Source organism: Halomonas sp. A3H3 (assembly GCF_000982975.1).
Classification (GTDB): domain Bacteria; phylum Pseudomonadota; class Gammaproteobacteria; order Pseudomonadales; family Halomonadaceae; genus Vreelandella; species Vreelandella titanicae.
Genome location: NZ_HG423343.1, coordinates 3,560,288 through 3,580,908 on the forward strand (window position 1 = coordinate 3,560,288; position 20,621 = coordinate 3,580,908).

General features: G+C 54.1%; 21 protein-coding genes and 2 tRNA genes. 11 read left to right on the forward strand and 12 right to left on the reverse strand.

Translation table 11 applies throughout. The features are described from left to right. Positions 1–33: 33 nt before the first annotated feature. The 9 genes from HALA3H3_RS15845 to HALA3H3_RS15885 all read right to left on the reverse strand — a co-directional run bounded on the left by HALA3H3_RS15845 (position 34) and on the right by HALA3H3_RS15885 (position 7,507). Positions 34–110, reverse strand: a tRNA-Met gene (locus HALA3H3_RS15845). 76 nt (positions 111–186) lie between these two features. After that, a complete protein-coding gene (ychF, locus tag HALA3H3_RS15850; RefSeq protein WP_022522561.1) occupies positions 187–1,278 on the reverse strand; it encodes a redox-regulated ATPase YchF in 1,092 nt (363 codons plus the stop codon). A gap of 104 nt (positions 1,279–1,382) precedes the next feature. Next, a complete protein-coding gene (gene pth, locus HALA3H3_RS15855) occupies positions 1,383–1,970 on the reverse strand; it encodes an aminoacyl-tRNA hydrolase (RefSeq protein ID WP_022522562.1) in 588 nt (195 codons plus the stop codon). Between the two features lie 192 nt (positions 1,971–2,162). Then, positions 2,163–2,807, reverse strand: a complete 645-nt coding sequence (locus HALA3H3_RS15860; protein ID WP_009287568.1) for a 50S ribosomal protein L25/general stress protein Ctc — start codon at positions 2,805–2,807, stop codon at positions 2,163–2,165. A gap of 96 nt (positions 2,808–2,903) precedes the next feature. After that, positions 2,904–3,845, reverse strand: a complete 942-nt coding sequence (locus HALA3H3_RS15865) for a ribose-phosphate pyrophosphokinase (RefSeq protein ID WP_009287569.1) — start codon at positions 3,843–3,845, stop codon at positions 2,904–2,906. A 58-nt stretch (positions 3,846–3,903) separates the two neighbouring features. Continuing rightward, positions 3,904–3,978: transfer RNA gene (locus tag HALA3H3_RS15870), tRNA-Gln, on the reverse strand. 49 nt (positions 3,979–4,027) lie between these two features. Beyond that, positions 4,028–4,882 carry a 4-(cytidine 5'-diphospho)-2-C-methyl-D-erythritol kinase gene (gene ispE, locus HALA3H3_RS15875; protein WP_009287570.1) on the reverse strand — a complete coding sequence of 285 codons (855 nt, stop codon included), beginning with the start codon at positions 4,880–4,882 and terminating at the stop codon, positions 4,028–4,030. Positions 4,883–4,896: 14 nt separating this feature from the next. Further along, positions 4,897–5,559 carry a lipoprotein insertase outer membrane protein LolB gene (lolB, locus tag HALA3H3_RS15880; RefSeq protein ID WP_022522563.1) on the reverse strand — a complete coding sequence of 221 codons (663 nt, stop codon included), beginning with the start codon at positions 5,557–5,559 and terminating at the stop codon, positions 4,897–4,899. A 109-nt stretch (positions 5,560–5,668) separates the two neighbouring features. After that, positions 5,669–7,507, reverse strand: coding sequence for a tetratricopeptide repeat protein (locus HALA3H3_RS15885; protein WP_022522564.1), 1,839 nt, complete (start codon positions 7,505–7,507; stop codon positions 5,669–5,671). A 289-nt stretch (positions 7,508–7,796) separates the two neighbouring features. Here HALA3H3_RS15885 and hemA point away from each other — a divergent pair, with 289 nt between their 5' ends. From hemA to HALA3H3_RS15910, 5 genes are read left to right on the forward strand one after another with little or no spacing between them, the layout of a single operon-like run. Beyond that, complete coding sequence (gene hemA, locus HALA3H3_RS15890; RefSeq protein ID WP_009287573.1) at positions 7,797–9,110, forward strand: glutamyl-tRNA reductase; 1,314 nt, start codon at positions 7,797–7,799, stop codon at positions 9,108–9,110. Beyond that, positions 9,107–10,195: a peptide chain release factor 1 gene (prfA, locus tag HALA3H3_RS15895; protein WP_009287574.1), complete on the forward strand. Its 1,089-nt coding sequence runs from the start codon at positions 9,107–9,109 to the stop codon at positions 10,193–10,195. Before hemA ends, prfA begins: the two co-directional genes overlap by 4 nt. Further along, the gene (prmC, locus tag HALA3H3_RS15900; protein ID WP_022522566.1) at positions 10,195–11,043 is read left to right on the forward strand and encodes a peptide chain release factor N(5)-glutamine methyltransferase; all 849 of its coding nucleotides are present in this window, start codon (positions 10,195–10,197) and stop codon (positions 11,041–11,043) included. Before prfA ends, prmC begins: the two co-directional genes overlap by 1 nt. 33 nt (positions 11,044–11,076) lie before the next feature. Beyond that, entirely contained in the window at positions 11,077–11,577 is a 501-nt protein-coding gene (locus HALA3H3_RS15905) for an Lrp/AsnC ligand binding domain-containing protein (RefSeq protein ID WP_022522567.1), read from the forward strand. Positions 11,578–11,581: 4 nt separating this feature from the next. Continuing rightward, positions 11,582–12,337 carry a HesA/MoeB/ThiF family protein gene (locus HALA3H3_RS15910; RefSeq protein WP_022522568.1) on the forward strand — a complete coding sequence of 252 codons (756 nt, stop codon included), beginning with the start codon at positions 11,582–11,584 and terminating at the stop codon, positions 12,335–12,337. 15 nt (positions 12,338–12,352) lie between these two features. Here HALA3H3_RS15910 and HALA3H3_RS15915 read toward each other — a convergent pair whose 3' ends face one another. Next, complete coding sequence (locus HALA3H3_RS15915; protein ID WP_022522569.1) at positions 12,353–12,919, reverse strand: bactofilin family protein; 567 nt, start codon at positions 12,917–12,919, stop codon at positions 12,353–12,355. 195 nt (positions 12,920–13,114) lie between these two features. Between HALA3H3_RS15915 and HALA3H3_RS15920 the strand changes: the two genes are divergently transcribed. Both HALA3H3_RS15920 and HALA3H3_RS15925 read left to right on the forward strand, forming a co-directional pair. Then, the gene (locus HALA3H3_RS15920; protein WP_022522570.1) at positions 13,115–13,681 is read left to right on the forward strand and encodes a bactofilin family protein; all 567 of its coding nucleotides are present in this window, start codon (positions 13,115–13,117) and stop codon (positions 13,679–13,681) included. Between the two features lie 129 nt (positions 13,682–13,810). Then, positions 13,811–15,490: a methyl-accepting chemotaxis protein gene (locus tag HALA3H3_RS15925; protein WP_022522571.1), complete on the forward strand. Its 1,680-nt coding sequence runs from the start codon at positions 13,811–13,813 to the stop codon at positions 15,488–15,490. An 88-nt stretch (positions 15,491–15,578) separates the two neighbouring features. Here the strand turns inward: HALA3H3_RS15925 and HALA3H3_RS15930 are convergent, their stop codons facing one another. Then, entirely contained in the window at positions 15,579–16,346 is a 768-nt protein-coding gene (locus HALA3H3_RS15930; protein WP_022522572.1) for a class I SAM-dependent methyltransferase, read from the reverse strand. Between the two features lie 233 nt (positions 16,347–16,579). Here HALA3H3_RS15930 and HALA3H3_RS15935 point away from each other — a divergent pair, with 233 nt between their 5' ends. The 4 genes from HALA3H3_RS15935 (at position 16,580) to HALA3H3_RS15950 (ending at position 19,777) form a co-directional block, all read left to right on the forward strand. Next, positions 16,580–17,071, forward strand: a complete 492-nt coding sequence (locus tag HALA3H3_RS15935; RefSeq protein WP_022522573.1) for a metallophosphoesterase family protein — start codon at positions 16,580–16,582, stop codon at positions 17,069–17,071. Positions 17,072–17,170: 99 nt separating this feature from the next. Further along, the gene (gene nfsA, locus HALA3H3_RS15940) at positions 17,171–17,902 is read left to right on the forward strand and encodes an oxygen-insensitive NADPH nitroreductase (protein WP_022522574.1); all 732 of its coding nucleotides are present in this window, start codon (positions 17,171–17,173) and stop codon (positions 17,900–17,902) included. Between the two features lie 114 nt (positions 17,903–18,016). Beyond that, positions 18,017–18,982, forward strand: a complete 966-nt coding sequence (locus HALA3H3_RS15945) for a zinc-binding metallopeptidase family protein (protein ID WP_022522575.1) — start codon at positions 18,017–18,019, stop codon at positions 18,980–18,982. Positions 18,983–19,117: 135 nt separating this feature from the next. After that, positions 19,118–19,777 carry a hypothetical protein gene (locus HALA3H3_RS15950; protein WP_022522576.1) on the forward strand — a complete coding sequence of 220 codons (660 nt, stop codon included), beginning with the start codon at positions 19,118–19,120 and terminating at the stop codon, positions 19,775–19,777. Positions 19,778–19,786: 9 nt separating this feature from the next. On the opposite strand, the gene HALA3H3_RS15955 is transcribed toward HALA3H3_RS15950, so the two are convergent. After that, positions 19,787–20,614 (reverse strand): PEP-CTERM/exosortase system-associated acyltransferase, encoded by an 828-nt coding sequence (locus HALA3H3_RS15955; RefSeq protein ID WP_022522577.1) that lies wholly within the window; start codon positions 20,612–20,614, stop codon positions 19,787–19,789. Between the last annotated feature and the right edge of the window lie 7 nt (positions 20,615–20,621).

Here is a 20,621-nt window from a genome sequence, read left to right on the forward strand (position 1 = left end):
CGCTAAATAAAATTAGCGGGCTTTTAATATGCTTGGTGGCTACGCCCTGATTTGAACAGGGGACCCCATCATTATGAGTGATGTGCTCTAACCAGCTGAGCTACGTAGCCTTTCAACGGGGGCGAATGATACTGATAACCCCGCCTTCAGTCAATGTTTTATTGCTGGTCGTATGGGTGTTGCCGCTTACACATTAAAGCGGAAGTGCACCACATCGCCATCTTTGACAATGTACTCTTTGCCTTCCAGGCGCCATTTTCCGGCGTCTTTGGCTGCCTGCTCGCCGCCTAACGATACGAAGTCCTCATAGGCAACTACTTCTGCACGGATAAAGCCTTTCTGGAAGTCGGTGTGAATCACGCCAGCGGCTTCTGGGGCTGTGGCACCTTCTTTCACTGTCCAGGCGCGCACTTCTTTAACACCGGCAGTGAAGTAGGTTTGCAGACCCAGCAGTGAGTAGCCCGCGCGAATGACACGATCAAGGCCTGGTTCATCCATGCCCATCTCACTTAAGAACATCGAGCGCTCTTCATCATCCAGCTCGGCAATTTCGGCTTCCAGCTGATTGCAAACAGGCACCACAAGCGCGCCTTCTTCAGCGGCGATTTCGTTAACAATATCCAGGTAAGGATTGTTCTCAAAACCATCTTCATTGACGTTAGCGATGTACATAGTTGGCTTCAGAGTCAAAAAGCCGAAGCTCTTCACCTGGCGCTGCTCTTCCTCGCTTAAGCCAAAGCTGCGTAGCGGTAAGCCTTCCGCAACGTGGGGCTGAATACGATCAAGAATCGTCTTAGTGGCAATGGCCTCTTTATCACCGCCTTTCACCGAACGAACCAGACGCTGGCTGGCTTTTTCGACAGTATCCAGGTCGGCCAGCGCCAGCTCTAAATTGATCGTTTCGATATCGGCGCGCGGGTCGACCTGGTTGGCTACGTGGATAACGTTGTCGTTGTCGAAGCAGCGCACCACATGGGCAATTGCCTGGGTTTCACGAATGTTAGCCAGAAACTTGTTGCCTAAGCCCTCACCTTTGGAGGCCCCGGCGACCAAGCCAGCAATGTCGACGAACTCCATGGTGGTCGGCAGTGTTTTTTGTGGCTTGACGATCTCGGCAAGCTTATCAAGGCGCGGATCCGGCATCGGCACGATACCCACGTTCGGCTCAATGGTACAGAAGGGGAAGTTTTCTGCATCGATGCCTGACTTGGTCAGTGCATTGAATAGTGTGGACTTGCCGACGTTAGGCAGGCCGACGATGCCGCAATTGAAACCCATAAAATGTTCCTGAGAATAAGGTGGTAGGGCGTAAAAGTAATCGCCATTCTACGAGATGCGCTAGCCGTCAGCTACCGGCGTAACTGAACAGCTTTTGGCGGCGTCTATGCTGGCTTGAGGCTGTGCAGCTGGTTCATGGCTTTGGCCCAGTCTCCCGCGAGCGCTAGCGGCAGGGTGGTGACACACTCGTCCATGGCGCGAACAATGGCCTCGTGTTCGGCCTTGCCGGGACGCCCCAGTACATAATTAGTGACTTGGCGTGCCTCGCCGGGGTGGCCAATGCCAATTCGTACCCGGTGAAACTGCTTCTGGCCGCCTAGTGCGCTAATAATATCGCGCAGGCCATTGTGGCCTCCATGCCCGCCACCGGTTTTGTAGCGTGCTTGGCCGGGGGGGAGGTCGAGCTCGTCGTGGGCGACCAGTAGGTTTTCAGGGGCAAGTTTGAAAAACTGGCACAAGGCTGCCACCGCGGCGCCACTGCGATTCATAAAGGTGGCAGGGTTGAGCAGGTGCAGTTCATGGTCGCCTAGGCGTACCTTGGCGTAGTGGCCGAAAAATTTCTTTTCCGGTCGTAGCTCTGCATGGGCGCTCTGCGCAATAGCCTCTACCAGCCAGAAACCGGCGTTATGGCGCGTGGCTTCATATTCCGCTCCGGGGTTGCCTAATCCAATAATGGCTGTTACCTGGCTCATCTTCCCACCTCGCACAAAATATTCAGAAGACCAAAACTATCCAGAAGACTAAAACAATCCAGAAAACATGGTTGACGCCGCGCCAGCGACGGCCCTAAAAAAAATCAAGCGCCGAGGCGCTTGATTCTAACATCGTGTCAGCATCACAAGGGCCATGCAGGCATGGCCCCCATAAGATGCTTAACGGGATACTTACTCGGCGCTGCTGTCTTCTTCGCCTTCGCTTTCACCATCTTCATCTTCTGCATCAGCACGCACTTTTACTTTCGTGATGCTGAGTACTGCATTGTCGTGCTCTTCACCGTGGGACAGGTCAACTGAGGTGACGCCGGCCGGTAGGGTAAGGTCAGACAAGTGCAGTGTCGTGCCAAGCTCAACGGCAGCGATGTCGACTTCGATAAAGTCAGGCAGGTCTTTCGGCAAGCAGCTGATCGCCACTTCGTTGGCCAGTACGTGCAGTTCGCCGCCTTGGTCTTTGATACCGACACACTTCTCTTCGCCCGTCACGTGCAGTGGCACGTTGATGGTGATTTCGTGAGTCGCATCAACGCGCAGGAAGTCGGCGTGGGTCAGCAACGGCTTGAAAGGGTGACGCTGCAGGTCACGAACAACGACTTGCTCTTCTTTACCTTCGATCATCAGTTTGATGACGGAAGAGAAGAAAGACTCATCTTCAATCGCTTTGTAGAAAGCGGTTTTTTCAACAGCGATGGACTGCGCGCCTTTTTCGCCACCGTATACAACGGCCGGCACTTGCTGGTTCGCACGACGCAGGCGGCGGCTCGCACCTTTCCCCAGGTCGTTACGAACGCTGGCTTTCAGGATAAAATCAGACATGGAATTGCCTCTTAGTTTAAGTAAGGAAGACGCCGCCGACCGCGACCAGACGACGACGTTTCCGTGGCCCCAAAAGGGGGCTGTATCGTCAGCGGATTAGTGGAACATCGCGCTGACAGATTCTTCGTTGCTGACCCGGCGAATCGCTTCTGCGATCAGTCCAGCAACGCTCAACTGGCGAATTTTTCCGCTACGACGGGCAACGTCAGATAGCGGGATGGTGTCGGTCACCACCACTTCATCCAGTACGGAGTTGGTAATATTATCGACCGCAGGGCCGGACAGGATCGGGTGTGTCGCATAGGCCACCACGCGCTTGGCGCCGTGATCTTTTAACGCTTCACCGGCTTTACACAGCGTACCTGCGGTGTCGATCATGTCGTCGACTACGACACAGGTGCGGCCCTCAATCTCGCCGATGATATGCATCACCTGGGCCTGGTTGGCCTGAGGGCGACGCTTATCGATAATGGCGAGATCGGCATTCAGCTGTTTGGCGATGGCACGGGCGCGAACAACGCCGCCCACGTCAGGGGAAACAACGACGAGGTCGCTGTAATTCTGACGCTCGATATCATCCAGCAGAATGGGAGAGCCGTAGACGTTGTCGACAGGAACATCAAAGAAGCCCTGGATCTGATCAGCATGTAGATCCATGGTCATCACGCGGTCAACGCCTGCTTTAACCATCATGTCCGCCACTACTTTGGCGGAAATCGGTACCCGTGCGGAGCGCACGCGGCGATCCTGGCGAGCATAACCAAAGTAGGGAAGTACTGCCGTGATGCGAGTTGCCGAGGCGCGACGCAGTGCGTCGACCATCAGGATCAACTCCATCAGATTGTCGTTTGTCGGTGCACAGGTGGATTGTAGAATGAAGACATCCTTACCGCGCACGTTCTCATTGATCTCGACTGCGATTTCGCCGTCGCTGAATTGACCCACCGTAGCGTTACCCATACGGCTGTCTAAGCTCTCGGCAATTTTTTGAGCGAGTGCGGGATTGGCGTTCCCGGCGAAAACCATCAATTTTGACACGCGCAGCCACCTTTGCAGTGTTGGGGATCAGGGGAAAAAACGCAGGCCATTGTTGGGTTGGCTGGGGTACCAGGATTCGAACCTGGGAATGCCGATACCAAAAACCGGTGCCTTACCACTTGGCGATACCCCAGCAATAACCTAACGCACTGACCGGGCGCTTTTAGCTGCCCAGAGCGGAACTATAAATAGCCCAGAGCATCATGTAGGGGAGAGGTGTTGAGTCCGCGTGCTACCCATGCCGGCCAATGTTGTCCCGCTAATTGCGCGATTGCTTGTGCCGATTGCTGTGTATCGAAAGCAGCAAATAGACAAGCCCCCGTGCCGGTCAACCGACTAGGTGCGTGCTGTGCAAGCCAGTTCAGGGCTTCCGCAATTGGCGGATAGCGTTCCTTTACCACGGCCTCACAGTCATTGCGCCACTCCGGCGCTCCCCCCTGCAGTGCGCGCGCCATAGTAATGGGGCGGCTGTCACGTGTCAATTGCGGGTCTTGGAAGACGCCTGACGTAGACACACTAATACCCGGGTGAATAATCACAAACCAAGGGGTATCAAGCGTCACCGGGGTAAGCCGTTCGCCAACGCCTTCGCCCCAGGCGCTATGGCCATGTACGAATACCGGCACATCGGCCCCCAGCTGAAGCCCCAGACGAGCTAGTTCGACTAACGGTAGATTGAGCTGCCAGAGGTGGTTGAGCCCCACTAATGCGGTGGCTGCGTTGGAACTGCCACCCCCTAAACCGCCTCCCATCGGCAACTGCTTATCGATCGTAAGCGTAGCGCCTAGTGCAGTGCCGCTATGCTGTTGCAATAACCGTGCGGCGCGTACGATCAAATTGTCATCGTGGCTAACGCCGCTAACCTCACTGGTTAACTGAATTTCCCCGTCATCGCGGGGGGCCAACGTAAGGTGGTCGCACAGGTCGATAAACTGAAATAGCGTTTGCAGTGCGTGGTAGCCGTCTTCACGACGGCCCACTATATGCAGCATACGGTTAAGCTTGGCCGGCGCGGGAAGCGTTAATGGCGCGTTCATTGAAACGGTTACCTTTACTCTTCGCTAGCTTGCCACTGGTTGACGACCAGCGTAATACGCACATCATCGTAGTGCATGACCATGCGCCGTGGCAGCCATAAATCGTCGACTTTCTCCCAGTCGCGGTAGTCGATTTCCCAGCCGTCTTGGGTAAGATGGCTAGGAAAGCCCAGTTCGTCGGTTTCTAGCTGATAACTGCCGGTATTGTCATTATCAGGATCACCGGGCAGGCCGCGCACCCAGTTGGGCATAGCGGTGACGGGGAGTGACCAGCCCAACTGCTCTTCCATAAGCGCTTCTGGGGTTTCTGCCTCAAAGCGGCCGTCGCTATTGGAGAGGGAGAAACGTCCCTCGCGCCCCTCAAGCACGTTGCGTCCGCCGCCAAAGGGCCCGCTGATCAGCATACGGAAATAGTAGGGGGTTTGATTCCAGTCCAGGTTGGCGCTGACGTTCTCTTCTGGGGTGCGCAATCCTGCCTTGCCGACCAGCGTCCAGGTATCGAATGCTTCTACATCGGCCTGCTGGCGTTCCCACTGACCTGCCTGGCGGCCACTTTCATCCATGGGAGCCTGGGAGGCACAGCCGGCGAGCAAGAGAAGCGCGAAGCCGGCAAGCCAGAGGCGCGAAGTGTGACGTGTCAATGGCCAGCGGGGCGAGGGGGACGTCAGTGTCAACATAAACAGGCTCCATGTCAGGTGGTTATAGCGCAAGGGTAACATGATGGGGGCGCTTAAAATGGGGTTCGCAGGGTTAGGGTGCCTCTGGCGGCGTTAGTTCAGGACTTATTTAAGGACTGAGCTCAGGGCTTAGCTCAGGATAACGCTCGAGTAGCCCGTCGATCAGTGGGTGTTGGTTCGTCCGCTGCATGATTTGCTGAATCAACTGGCGCGCTTCTTCATCACGCCCCAGTGCATTTAGCACTTCGGCCAGATGCGCAGCGACCTCCTGGTCAGGTAGCTGCATATAGGCGCTTTCAAGCCAGGGCAGCGCTTCTTCAGGTTCGCCAAGGCGGAAGTAGACCCAGCCCATGCTATCGAGCACGGCAGGGTTGTCCGGATCAGCCTCGTAGGCACGCTCAATCAGCTCAAACGCCTCTTGCAAGCGCCCTGGCAAGTTAAGGTCGGCCAGTGTGTAGCCCAGCGCATTGAGCGCTTCGGCATTGTCTGGGTCGGTGCGCAGTATCTGACGTAAATCCTGCTCCATACCCGCGATGTCACCTGCTTCCCAGCGCCGCATGGCACGCATATAAAGCAGCGATGCGTCATCAGGTGTACGGCTAATTTCGCGGTCTAATAGCGCATCAGCATCAGCAGGCTGATTTATTTCGTCCAGCAACTGCACTTCGAGCATCACCAATTCAGTAAAGTAATTATCAAAGCGCATCCGTTCAATGCGTAGGAAGGCGCGAGCATCCAGCAGGCGATCTTCCTCAATCAGCATTTGCGCGGCCGCCGCGCGAGCGGGCAAAAATTCACTGCCCTCGCTGACTTGGCGATAATAGAGCAGCGCATTATCGATATCGCCTTGCTCTTGGGTGATGGCGCCAAGTAGGTAATAGGCTAAATCTGGCACGTTAGGTTGGCCAATCAGCGGCTGCAGCAAGCGTTGCGCGGGTTCAGGGTGCCCCTCTTCCAGATAAAGCTGGGCTAGCGATAAGCGCAGATCTTCATTGCCTGCATGGCTCTCTAGCAGAGCGTTGGTTTGCACTTCAGCCGCGCTAATATTGTTAAGGCGGATTTCTGCTTGAGCCAGTAGCAGGATAAACCGCACATCGTCAGGGGCGAGTTCAAGGCCCTGTTGGGCAGCGCGTTGAGCGGCCGGGTAATCCTCAACCTCCAGTGCCAAGCGAGCTTTCACCAACCATAACGCAGCAGATTCGGGGTCGAGCAACTCGACTTGATCAAGCCGCCGCTGGGCAAGCGTTGTATCACCCAGGGCGGCCTCAATCAGTGCCGTGCCCAACAGTACATCGCTGTGATGGGGCAGTTGGTCAGCGTTTGGGCGGGCTAAATGCTCACGCAGCTGCTGGGCGATCAACGTTAATGGTGCCTCTTCAGCCACCGCGATCTCTGCAAAGGCGGTGAGATCGCCATGGCCGCCAGCTTCAACAATCGCAATGCGCTGTTCAAGGCTGTCGAGCCAATCACCACGCTGCAGTGAAAAGGCCGCCAGCAGACGATTGGGTGCTTCTGCCTGGGGGGCAAGCTCTCGCCAGCGAAGTGCCGAGGCTTCGACTAATGAAGCTTCATCGCCAAAGCGGGCCGCGAAGGTGGCGCGCTCAGCAAGCGCTGGCTCGCGATAGCGCTTAGCCGCTTCCAGGTAGCCTTGGCTCGCGTAGCGATAGTCGCCACGCTGGCCAGCAAGCTCAGCGCCCAGCAGCGTACTGAGCCCCGCGGCATCCAGCCCGCGGGTTATTGGCGGCGCATTGCGCATTGGGTCATCGGCCCAGGTGCCGAGGTGGCTATCCTGAGGGCTGGGCGTAGATTGGCAGGCGCTCAGCAGCAGAGCAGCAGAAGCGGCCAAAGGTAATCGCATCGAATGCCGGAACATAGCGCTCACTAGTGAGAAGCCCGAACAGGTAGAGCCCTTTAAACCAGGGCCCAATAAAGAAAAGCGAGGTCGCATGCGTCTCTCGATTAAGTGGCCAGATGCCCAGCATAGCGGCTTGCCTGCCTGCGGCAAAGTGGTGTGGGCCAGATGATAGCCTGCTGTGATAGAATGTTCCTCCTTGAAAAAGTGGTCAGCAAACTTTATGCCTACTTATTAAAGACTATTGTAGGCAGCTTACAGATGTTTGTAGGTAGCGCCGAACCACGCTAAAGACTTGTTTTAGCAAGCCCTAATTGACGGTGCAGCCGCTTATCATCACGACGGCTGCCAAAAAGTCCGACACACTAGCGAAGACGCATAACGCATGACGCTTCTTGCCCTGGGAATAAATCATCGTACCGCCAGCGTGGCCGTGCGTGAGCAGGTGGCTTTTACGCCAACGCAGCTTGAAACCGCATTGGCTGAATTGCGTAACCTGCCACAAATCAGTGAAGCGGCGGTGCTCTCTACCTGCAACCGCACGGAGCTTTACTGTGTCACGGATGCGGCTGGCGAGCAGGCAGTACTCAATTGGCTCGGACGCTTTCATAACTTACGCGTCGATGAGCTGATGCGCTGTGCCTACCACTATCTAGACAACGATGCAGCGCGCCATTTAATGCGCGTAGCGGTTGGCCTGGATTCCATGGTGCTGGGCGAACCGCAGATTCTGGGGCAGTTGAAGGATGCCTATCAGCAGGCGCGCCAATCCAAGGGCTTGGGTGGCGAGCTTGAACGCCTGTTCCAGCATACCTTCGCGGTGGCCAAGCAGGTGCGCACCGAAACCGGCATCGGTAAAAACCCCGTTTCAGTGGCTTACGCTGCCGTCAGCATGGCCAGCCGCATTTTTGATGATTTTAGCCGTTCTCGGGCGTTGCTAATAGGCGCCGGTGAAACTATTGAATTAGTTGCGCGCCATCTAAATGAGGCGGGGGTCCGAGAGCTTACGGTTGCTAACCGCACCCGAGAGCGCGCTGAGTTGGTCGCCGGCCCTCTGGGAGGAACGGCGATCACCCTGCAAGAGATTCCTGACGCTCTCGAGAACGCCGATATTGTGATCTCTTCCACCGCGTCCCCGCTGCCTATACTTGGTAAAGGCATGGTTGAGCGCGCGCTCAAAAAACGTCGCCATCGGCCGGTATTTATGGTCGATATCGCGGTGCCTCGGGATATTGAGCCTGAAGTGGGCGAATTAGCGGATGTGTTTCTTTACACTGTGGATGACTTGGAAGAGGTCATCCAGGAAAATCGCCGTCACCGCCAGGTTGCCGCTGACCAAGCCGAGTCGCTGATCGAACACGGGGTGGGTAGTTGGCAGCATGAGCGGCGTATTCGTAATGGTGGTGAACTGATCCGCGACTACCGCCAGCATGGTGAAGCGCTGCGCGATCTTTCCCGCGACCAAGCGTTGGAGCGGCTGGCACGAGGTGAAGATCCGGCTAAAGTCATTGAGCGCTTGGCGCATCAATTGACTAACCGTTTGCTCCACCAGCCCACCCAGGCCATACGCGATGCTGCGTCTGAAGAGCACCACGATTTGCTCAACGCCGCTCCGCGCCTGCTGTTGCCCACTAAGCCTGCTTTTGAGACTACACCAGCGCCCCCGGTTAACCGCCAGAAGGATGATACGCCCGCATGAAAGAGACTCTGCGCCAACGCTTAGACAGCTTTACCGAACGCTTTGAAGAGCTGGCGATGCTGCTGTCGGATCCCGACGTGATCAATAACCAGCAACGCTTTCGCGATTATTCGCGTGAGTATGCTGAGTTAGAGGAGCTGGTGGCGGCCTGGCAGCGCTATCGTGATATTGAAACCAATATGCACGAAGCCGAGCAGCTTAGCCGCGATAGCGACGCGGACATGCGCGAGTTGGCGGAGATGGAGCTAAGCGAAGGGCGGGAGCGGTTAGCCGAGCTGGATATCGAGCTGAAGCGCCTGCTGGTGCCTAAAGACCCTGATGATGGCCGTGGGGTGTTTCTGGAAGTGCGTGCTGGTACCGGCGGCGACGAAGCGGCAATTTTTGCCGGTGACCTGTTTCGCATGTACTCCCGCTACGCTGAAAAACGTGGTTGGCGGGTCGAGGTGGTGAGCGCCAGTCATGGCGAGCAGGGCGGCTACAAAGAGATCATTTCCCGCGTCAAAGGCGATGGTGTTTACGCCCAGCTGAAATTTGAATCCGGCGCTCACCGGGTACAGCGCGTCCCTGCGACCGAGTCCCAGGGCCGCATTCACACCTCTGCTTGCACCGTCGCAGTGATGCCTGAAGTCGATGACGTGGGCGATATCGATATCAATCCTTCGGATCTGCGCGTGGATACCTACCGCTCCAGCGGCGCCGGTGGTCAGCACGTTAACACCACGGACTCTGCGATCCGCATTACTCACCTGCCTACCGGCGTGGTGGTGGAGTGTCAGGAAGAGCGCAGTCAGCATAAAAACCGTGCCAAAGCGATGTCGCTGCTGGCCGCGAAGTTGAAGCGTAACGCCGTCGATAGCCAGCGTCAGACGCAAGCAGATGCACGCCGTTCTCTAGTGGGTTCGGGGGATCGCAGTGAGCGTATCCGCACCTATAATTTCCCCCAGGGGCGGATTACCGACCATCGCATTAATTTGACGCTTTATAAACTCAATGAAGTGGTCAGCGGCGAGCAGTTGGATGACGTGATTAGCCCGCTGATTCACGAGTATCAAGCGGAACAGCTCTCAGCCCTTCAGGATGTCTAATGACCCTTGATGCGCTGTTGAAACAGGCTGCCCAACGTTTGCAGGCGGCGGGTTCCAGCTCGCCGCGTATCGACGCTGAAGTGCTGTTATGCCACGTGCTCGGGCGTGATCGCACTTGGCTCTACACCTGGGGCGATAAAATATGCTCCTTATGGGAGCAGGCCCGTTTCGATGCGCTCATCGCTGCACGTTCCCAGGGCACTCCGGTTGCCTACCTTACCGGGGAACGCGAATTTTGGGGGCTGCGCTTAGCCACCTCACCTGATACGTTGATACCCAGGCCTGATACTGAAACCCTGGTTGAGCTTGCCCTAAAGCGGGCGACGCTCCCCTCAGGTCGGCTGCTCGATCTTGGCACGGGAACGGGTGCCATTGCCCTGGCATTTGCCAGCGAACAACCTCACTGGCAGGTAGTGGGGGTGGATCTGCGCTTTGAGGCGGTCGCGTTGGCAAACCGTAACGCGCGCTCGTTAGGCATATCCAATGCTAGGTTTTTACAGAGTGATTGGTTTGCTGCTTTGGAAACGTGTGCGGATGCAGATAAGCAGTTCGATATTATCGTCAGTAATCCCCCGTATATTGCCGCCGATGATCCTCATCTAGCCGAAGGCGATGTGCGTTTTGAGCCACGCTCAGCGCTGGTTGCTAACGCCTGCGGCATGGCGGATTTGCTGCATTTGGTAAACTCCGCGCAGCGCTATCTAGCGGCTTCTGGTTGGTTGCTGCTAGAGCACGGCTATAAACAGGCCGAAATGGTGCGTGAGGCGCTTGAGCGCGCTGGCTATAAAAACGTTGAAAGTGCTCGTGACCTGGGGGGGCATGAACGGGTTACCCTGGGGCACCTTTAATAACTGCCTGATTCATCAGTATTGGATCCTGCCATGAAACCAAAAAATAGAACGCTGGACCGTATCGACCTTAAAATCCTGCGCTGCTTGCAGGAAAATGCGCGTATTTCTTACGTCGATTTAGCTTCGGAAGTGGGTTTATCCACAACCCCTTGCCTTGAACGCGTTAAGCGTTTGGAGAAAGCGGGTATTATTCGTGGTTACCAAGCCATTCTTGATCCGCGGGCTTTGAAGGCCAATTTATTAGTTTTTGTCGAGATCAGCTTAGAAACGCAGTCGCCAGCGGTCTTTGATGAGTTTCGCCGTGCTGTGGAGAATTTACCGCAGATTCAGGAGTGCCACCTTGTCTCGGGTCAGTTCGACTACATCTTGAAGTGCCGCATTCCCGAAATGGCCGCTTACCGCCAGCTATTGGGCGATGTGGTGTTAACGCTACCGGGTGTGAAAGAGTCGAAAAGCTACGTGGTGATGGAAGAGGTCAAAGAGAGCTTCAATTTACACATTCCTGCCTTTGAGGAATTTGAGGATAAGTAAGCCGATGATGGATGACCAGGCGCTGCTGCGCTATAGCCGTCAGATCATGCTGCCCGAGGTGGATTTCGAGGGCCAAGAGCGCCTGCAATCTGCCCATGCAGTGATTATTGGGGCCGGCGGTTTGGGCTCTCCGGCAGCGCTCTATTTAGCTGCTGCTGGGGTCGGGCGCATCACCATTGCCGATGCCGATCATGTCGAGCTTTCCAATCTTCAACGGCAAATTGCCCATCAGCAGTCCAGTATTGGTTTAAATAAAGCGCACTCTGCCCAGGCCAGCATGTGCGCACTCAATCCCCACTGCCAAGTGGTTGCGTTAGACCAACATGTTGAAGGCAAATCGCTTGAGCGGTTAGTCGCTTCGGCGGATGTGGTGCTCGACTGTACCGACCGTTTCTCAAGCCGCTATGCGGTGAATGCGGCGTCCCAAAAAGCAGGTGTGCCGCTGGTATCGGGTGCGGCAATTCGCTTTTCAGGTCAGTTGGCAGTCTTTGACCCACGCAATGCCGAGTGTCCCTGCTACGCCTGCCTCTATCCGCCCGACGAAAGTGGCGATGAAGCGCTAAGCTGCTCAGAAAGTGGCGTCATGGCGCCACTGGTGGGTTTGATCGGCTGCTTTCAGGCGGTTGAAGCCTTTAAGCTGCTTAGTGGCGCAGGTTCTGCCCACCAAGGCCTCTCTACCTTTGATGGTTTAAGCGGCCAATGGCGGCACTTCCTAGTGCCTCGCGATCCCGCTTGCCCTGTGTGCGCTCAGCGCCTCTGATGTGCTGAAAGCGCCTTAATCGTTAGCTTTTGCTTCTGTTGTGTCATGCTCTGCGGCGTTCGCACTCGTGGTTGAATGCTTTTCAACGGTTGCTTTTGGCGAGGTTTTAGTCATGCTGCCGATAGCGTCGCTAAAGGCACTTTTCAGCACATCGTTGTCGGGGTTCATATCGATACTGCCGTGGAAAACGCTGCCATCTTCCAGTACCAGGCAGGGGGCAACAATAGTGCCTGAAACCTGGGCTCCCTTATGAATGGTTGCGCGGTGGTGTGCCACCAGGTTACCGGTTACCTCGCCTGATATATGCAGTGTGTGAGCAAATACATCGCCGTTGATATAGCCATTGGCACCTAGCGTCACGGTGTGTTGTTTACAGGTGATAATGCCGCTTACGCGTCCCTCTACCGTCAAATCCTCATCGCTATTAATGTCTCCCTCCACTTGCGTATGACCCCCAATAACGGAGAGGCTTGGTCGCGCACTGCTGGTTGGCGTGCCTGGTGTTGCTGATGAGCGTGTATCAGGTGGCGTTAGCGCCGCAGCCTTATTCTCAGGTGGGGCATTCTTGGCTTTGTTAAACATAGGGTGGCTCCTAGTGAATGACGCCAGAGCGCCTTTGGGGTGCGTGGTATTGAGCATTGAATACCTTAATCGGCTTGTTACTGTCTCAAAGCCTGGAGTTAAGCCAAGTGAGTGGGCTTATTCACGCCGCCGCAAACTAAAAGAGCGAGTATAACGTTAGCTGGGGCAACCACATCTAAAGCGGCAGGAAGCGGTATGGGCATTCAAGTATGGTTTATTGTGCTGGGCGTTGGCGTAATGACGCTGATCGTATGGGATGGCAAGCGCCGTAAGCTAAAACAGCGCGCTTTAAGCGCCGCAGGGAGACCACACAAAGCGCCTGCAGTGAATTCCGCTTCCATCTCAGAACACCCCTTTGAAGCAATGTCGCCACCTGAAGAAGCCTCCGCTGTGACGTCTCCCGCCATCCAGTGCATGCCAGGTGGCAGCCGAATTGGGTCAGCCACTCATATTTTAGGCAAAGTGATCGCCGATGAGCCTGTGCTCATTAAGGGCCGTTTGGAGGGGACTCTTATTGCGCCTAATCATCCTGTCTCTGTGACTGCCTCTGGCCACGTCGCATCGTATCTTGAAGGCAACAGTGTCGATATTGACGGAAAAATGGTCGGTACGCTTAAAGCCAACACTAAAGCCACACTGCTGTCTCGGGCGCGTATTCAGGGGATAGTCGAGGCGCCTAGCCTAGAGTGCATGGCGGGAGCTTGGCTCCAGGTGGATGTGGCTAAGAAGGTCAACCTACACAAAATTGCCATGGTGTCTTAACCGCTAGCTGCTACATCTGTCACGCTATTTATTATACCAACGTCTAGATTCGCTCTGCAGTGCTTCAGTTGGTTTTAACCTGGCCGATACCTAATTAAATGACTTAAAAACGAAAAAGGGATCAACGGGATGAAGCACCTCTCTATTAAATGGAGCCTGACTGCTGCGTTAGCCTTGCTGGTGCTTATGATTGGGTTGATCAGTGGTCTTGGTTTTTTTGCTAATCACAATAGCTCTCAGGCGCTTGAAGAACTGACGGCTACCAACGTGCGGCTGACGAATTTAGCCAACCGCACGCAAGTCAATGCACTCAGAGCACAAACGTTTTTAGACCGCTCGGCAAGTTTTAGCACTCAGGGTAATCCAGAAAAGGGGCAGGAGAGCCTTGCCATGGCTGCAGAGGCGGTAGCTGAGGCAGAGGCACGTTTTAATGAGTTTCGTGCTGTGCCAATCAATCCTGAAGGCACACTTGCACCCCACCGTGATGCGATTATCAGCGCTTACAATGCCTTTGTGACAGAGGGCATTTCGCCACTGCTCGAGGCCGCCCCTTTCCAAATCCAGCGCAGGCAAGAGGAACTGGGAGTATTAAGCGCCGAGCTGGATCTGGCCATGAGCGGTTTTATTGCTTATACCGAAGAGCGTGGCGCTAGCGTTCTTCAGCAGGTCAATCGCTTGGCGACGACTATTGGCGTCATTGCGATTACCCTTTTAGTGATTTCACTGGTGGCCGTGGTGGTCATTCGGTGGGCAATGATGCGTAGCGTTGTAAGGCCCCTTCGGCGTGCCAGTGAGCATTTTGCACGGATTGCTGATGGCGATCTGACAGGTCAAATTGAAGATCGGGGCCGTAATGAAATTGGTCAGTTGTTCGGTGGCCTGGCGGCCATGCAGGAGAAGTTAAAACAGCTGGTGATAGCATTGAGAGGCAGTAGCGAACAGGTCTTCAGCGGGGCGGGTGATATCTCTGCGGGAAGCCAGGATCTCTCTTCACGAACCGAGCAGCAGGCCTCCGCGCTTCAGCAAACCGCTTCCAGCATGGAGGAGATGTCGACGACGGTAAGTAAAAATGCTGAAACGGCCGAAGAAGCGGATCAGCTCTCGGTGGCGGCGTCACAGTCGGCGGAGACAGGTGGTGAAGAGGTGGAGCGCACGGTGCAACTCATGCGTGAGATTGCAGCCAGTGCGAGCCAGGTAAACGATATTATCGGTGTGATTGACTCTATTGCCTTCCAAACCAATATTTTAGCGCTCAATGCATCGGTTGAAGCCGCACGTGCAGGCGAACAAGGTCGTGGCTTTGCCGTGGTGGCCAGTGAAGTTCGCTCACTAGCGACGCGAAGTGCTGACTCGGCCAAAGAGATTCGTAGCCTGATCGAGCAGACCACCACGAAGATTAACGGCGGCGCTGAACAAGCGGAGCGTAGTGGACAGACGATTTATCAAACAGTGGATGCGATTCGTCAAGTCACCACTCTGATGGGCGAAATTTCGACCGCGACGCGGGAGCAGAATAGTGGCATTGAGCAGATTAACGCTGCTCTTACTGAAATGGATTCGGTCACTCAGCAAAACGCAGCGCTGGTGCAACAAACCAGCTCGGCGGCTAGCGCTCTAGAGGGGCAGGCCCGTGAGCTGGCCGACTTGATGGCTACCTTTCGCATTGATGAGAGTGCTACCAGCGCTGTTGCGCTGACGCATAAGGACACTACTCAGCAGCAACAAGTTGACAGTCGTATTGAGCCAGCGCCACGCCAGCAGGCGACGCAAAGTAAAAAAGAGGCCGTCGATGAATGGGATGAGTTCTAGGTCTGAATTAACTACAAGCTGCCGGTGACAAGCGCACTTATCATCGGCAGCTTTTTTACATCTCACACACCTCAGAGGCAGCTATCGCTTACGCGCGAGCAGAAACGCGCAGACGCACATAATCTGCCGTCCAGTTTCCTTGCTCATCGCGTAGGCTGTGGCCCAGCAGCGTCATGGTATTCTCAAGCACGGCATCGCGCACATCCTCGTCGAGCCCATGTAAGAACGGGCTAGCAAACGTCTCAAGCCATCCAATCATGCCGGTGGGCAGCGGAGTCGGGCGTGGAATCAGCTCAATGCTTTCTACTTTGAAACCGACGGTTTCCAGCAGATGGCCATATTCATGGGTGGTCGGGAAATACCACGGATGACGGCCGCGGGCGCTAATGCCCCGAAACTGGAGAGCGGCAATCAGCGCGGTGCAAATAGCGGCGACATTGCCATGACCACCGAACTCAGCCACAAACCGGCCTCCCGGCTTCAATGCACGCTTAACGCCTGCGAGTACCGACTGAGGGTCAAGCATCCAGTGCAGCGCCGCATTGCTAAATACCGCATCAAACTCATGGTCGAAGGGCAATTGGTGGCCATCAACAACGCGAGCGGTAATGCCCCGTTGGCGGGCGGCATTTACCATCTCTTCTGAAGCGTCAACACCGAGAACGTCAGCGCCCAGTTGTACAAGGCGCTCTGTCAAAGAGCCGTCGCCGCAGCCAAGATCCAAAATACGTTCGCCGGGTTGAGGCGCTAACAGCTTGACCACTTCGCTGCCTAGCTTAGGTACAAAATTAGCATTCTGGGCGTAGTCGCTGGCATTCCACTCTTGCCCGGGTGCATTTTGAGGGGTATGGGTCATATCGGCTTCCTGGCGTCGTTATTATTCCGTCAAAATTCAGTTATCAACGTATAGCCATATCAGTATAGCTTGCTGGTGCCTAACTTATTAGATAGCCAATGAAAATCATAATAAATGACTCGCCAGCACTATCTATTTGATAATTTAGATATCGGCCTTGATAAGCAACTTTTAATAGTGGTCTAGTAAAAAAAGCTAGAATGACACCATTTAACCGCTGGAAGAGGCTGTTAATGAGCCCATCTATGCTTTGCTATAGGGTTAATTCTCCCGTTGGAGTGATTGCCGATACCCACGGTTTGCTGCGTGATGAGGCACTTTGTCTGCTGCAGGGGTGCGAGCTCATTCTTCACTTGGGGGATGTAGGTAGCAAAGAGGCAGATAAAACGATTTTGCAGCGTTTGGAGACACTGGCGCCGGTGCATTGCGTTAAGGGCAATATCGATACGGCGGCGTGGGCGACGAGTTTACCGATACATCAGGACATCATGGTGAACGAGAAGCACCTGCACCTTGTGCACCGCTTAGAGGATTACGACCCGAGGTTGGCTTGCGATGCACTTCTGCATGGCCACTCCCATAAGCCCCGCAATGAATACCAGGAGGGAATGCTGCTTTTCAACCCAGGTGCGGCGGGAAAGCGGCGATTCAAACTGCCGATTACCCTAGGCAAATTATGGATAGATCAATATGGCATACGGGGCGCGATCATGCATTTGCTATAGCCATGTTTAACGCCATCCGCAATCCTGTCATGTTGTACAAATCTGTTACCCTGTTAGTTAGCTGTTTTAAATAAGCGTTATCAAGATAAGCGAGGTTCCATGAACGACGTTATTAAGCTGCTGAAATCCCACCGTTCGATCCGTAAATTTAGCGACCGACCGATCCCGAAAGAATTGCTGCTGGAGCTTATCCAAGCCGGGCAGGGGGCAGCGACCTCCAGCCACGTTCAGGCGTATACGGTTATCCATGTAAAAGACCAGGTGAACCGTGAGCAGATAGCAGAACTGGCCGGTGGGCAAGGTTATATTGCCACCTGTGCCGACTTTCTAGTTTTCTGTGCCGATATGAAGCGTCCCACGGAGGCTTCAGAGCGCACCGGTGCAAACGTTGTGCGGGGCATGACTGAGCAACTGTTGGTAGCAACAGTGGATACGGCGTTGATGGCGCAAAATGTGGCAGTGGCGGCTGAGTCCGAAGGGTTGGGGATCTGTTATATTGGTGGTATCCGCAATAATCCCCAGGAGGTTAGCGACCTGCTACGCCTCCCCAAGCACGTGTACCCAGTGTTTGGTATGTGCCTCGGCTATCCGGATCAAGAGCCTGAAGTGAAGCCGCGCTTACCCGTGGAGGCGGTTCTGAAAGAAGACTACTACACTGAAGACGGCGAACAGGTAGAGGCCTTCGATACGACCATGCAGGCTTACTACCGGGCTCGCAGTAGCAGTAATAAAGACACCGACTGGTCTCGCAATCTCAAGCCTTTGTTCGATAACAAGCTGCGCCCTCATATGCGCGATTTTTTAATCGAGCAGGGTTTTGAAATGAAATAGTTTTGAAATGAAATAAAGGGCACTGCACACTGTTTTTAATAGGATTTTTGGAAAAGAGAACGCTCAGTCGGTCGGTTGAGGTTCTCTTTTCCTCGCTTTCAGGAGCTTTACCGTATGCGCGTATTTTCAAATCCCGTCGGTTCCGGCTCTCTATGGTTCGATAATCTCGCAACCGCAGATGGTACCCCCGTTGCCTACGACCCTCAGGCCCGGGCCTTTGTGCCAATGCCTCCTTTCTGTATTAACCGCGACATTATCGGTTGCAACTGGATTGCACCTGAAGAGGGAGCTTTTTGTCGTGCTTGTGCCATGACAGCGCTGGCTCCAGATCCTAGCCTTCCTAATGCGATTCCTAATTGGGCCAAGACTGAAGCAGCCAAACGCTGGGTGCTTGATAACCTCGGGCGTTGGCACTGGTTCCGCCCGGAAGATCCAGGCGCGCCGCCGGTTTTCCATTTGCTCGCCGAAGGCCGTACGCCTGTGCCGATGGGGCACATTGAAGGGGTGGTGACCATTAGTGTAGCCGAAGTAGACCCCGTACTAGTCACGACCCGTCGTGAAGCGCTTGAAGAACCCTACCGAACGATGATTGGCCATATGCGCCACGAAATATCGCATATGCTGTGGTGGCGGTTAAGCCTGCGGGAAGACTTTCTTGATGCTTTTCGTGAGATGTTTGGAGACGAACGTCAGGATTACACCGCAGCACTTCAGCGCCACTATACCGATGGCCCGCCGCCCGATTGGAAAGAGCGCTATTTAACCACTTATGCCTCTGCGCACCCTCATGAAGATTGGGCCGAGACTGCTGCTCACCTGCTGCATTTAACCGATATTGCCGATAGCTTTGCGGCATCAGATCTCTCTTCACCAGAGCTGCCTAGCCATCAATGGGAGCCGTATGCAGAGCCTGATGCAGAGCGCTTGATCTACGTGGCAGCTTCACTCACCGTGGGCGTTAATCATGTTAATCGCTCAATGGGCTTGCCGGATCTTTATCCCTTTGTCCTCTCAGAGACTGCCCGACATAAGCTCGCTTTCGTGCATGATTGGCTACGCCGAGGGGCGCAGGGGTTATGACCTGTATTGGCTACATCGGCAATAGTGAAGAATTTTCGTCATAACCTATACTGCAGTTTAAGGATTTTTCCGTATACCAATAACAATAAAACCGATGGCGATTAGGTTATCGGCTAACCCGCATGGAGACTGCATATGACTCTTGATCGTGCTTACTACCTGCTAGCTGCTTTCTACAGTTTAATAGTGATTATTGGGGTAATTGCTATATTGGCTGGAGGAGGAACGCTGCTTGCCCCCATTCATTTGTTGTTAGGGGCATTGTCGGTGATTGGGCTTTGGGGGTATATCCTCAAGCGCGGGTTTATGAACCCGCGTATGTGGAGGCCTCTGGCCGGTGTGCTGGCAGTGGGTATCGTGATTCAAATGTTCATCATGCTGACAACGGCGCTTTCGAGCGTTTTATTAACCTGGATGCTGACCAGCAGTATTTTTTCGGTCATGCTGGTGATTATGCTCTACCGTTATGGTGACCGAGATCAACCTCTCTGGGCATCTGATGAAGAGCGCACTGCCGCTCGACAGCTAGACGTTTTATTAAGCGATAGCTCTCCATTAACGGCCATTAAGCGTGATGGAAGCCGCGAAAATAGCGTAAAAGTGACTAAATCTAATGGCGGCTATAGAGCAAGCGTGACACGGCGTTCGCAAGAGGGCCAAGAGCGCTTCGAGGAGCGTTTCCAATATCCTGAAACGCTCGTGTTTTTCTTAGAGAAATTCACCAGCGTAACGGTTGATGATTTTAGATGTTCTGCTTCGTTGGATGATCGAGAAAGCGCCGCGGCCACGGTATAGATAAAATATTCAAGTTATTAGTGAGGTACTAACATCTTGAGCTAGCATTTCTTCTAGCTGGAGGGCCAGCGTTTGCTGTATGTGCAAGTAGAGGGGGAGCAATGATTTCTTTAATCCACTCTCTGCTTGTTGCTTATTGATGTAGTAAGCACTTCTTCTTCCATGGAAGTTGATTGTTTCGCCGACTTTGGTGAAGTGAAAGCCTGTCAGAGCAAGAAGTCGGGGCAAGCTAGGTTCCATCATTGCAAAAACTTGAATTTTACCTAGCTGCCTCCCTAAAGCATAGCCGGTGACAAATAGGCCTGTGGCTAGTAGTGGGAAGAGCTGCCTCTCTTCAGTAGAAAAAAAGGTAACATTGTGATTGGTAGTCGAGCTTTCTAAAGAAGTAGAGCTATCTTTAAGTCTTATTCTGAAAAGGCGATTCACAGCCAGTCGTGAGATTTCATAGTAACTGCCTTGGGCAAGTTTGTCGGGATGCAGCTCTGCGTGTGTAAGGCTTTGGCTGCCATAAGATTGTAATGGAAGCTGGTTAAGTGGATGAGGTCTGGAGGCCTGAGGCATAACCACCCGCACGCAGCCTGCCACTAGTCCTGTTCTGCGGTGTTCTATCAAACAATGAATAGAGTTTTGGTCATGGATATCAAATTCGAGTTTTTTTATGGGGTCGCTGGCTTCTTCGTACTCAAGTTCTTCGCAGTAAACATCATGTCTTAAACGATAAGCCAGTTGTTTCTCATGCTCAGTTATGCAGAGTTTGAATTTGAACTCTTGTATGAATCTTGTAATAAATGCCGCTGACGCATCCTTGTTCTTCACTTGCAGTGGTAAAGAGCTCATGTACTAT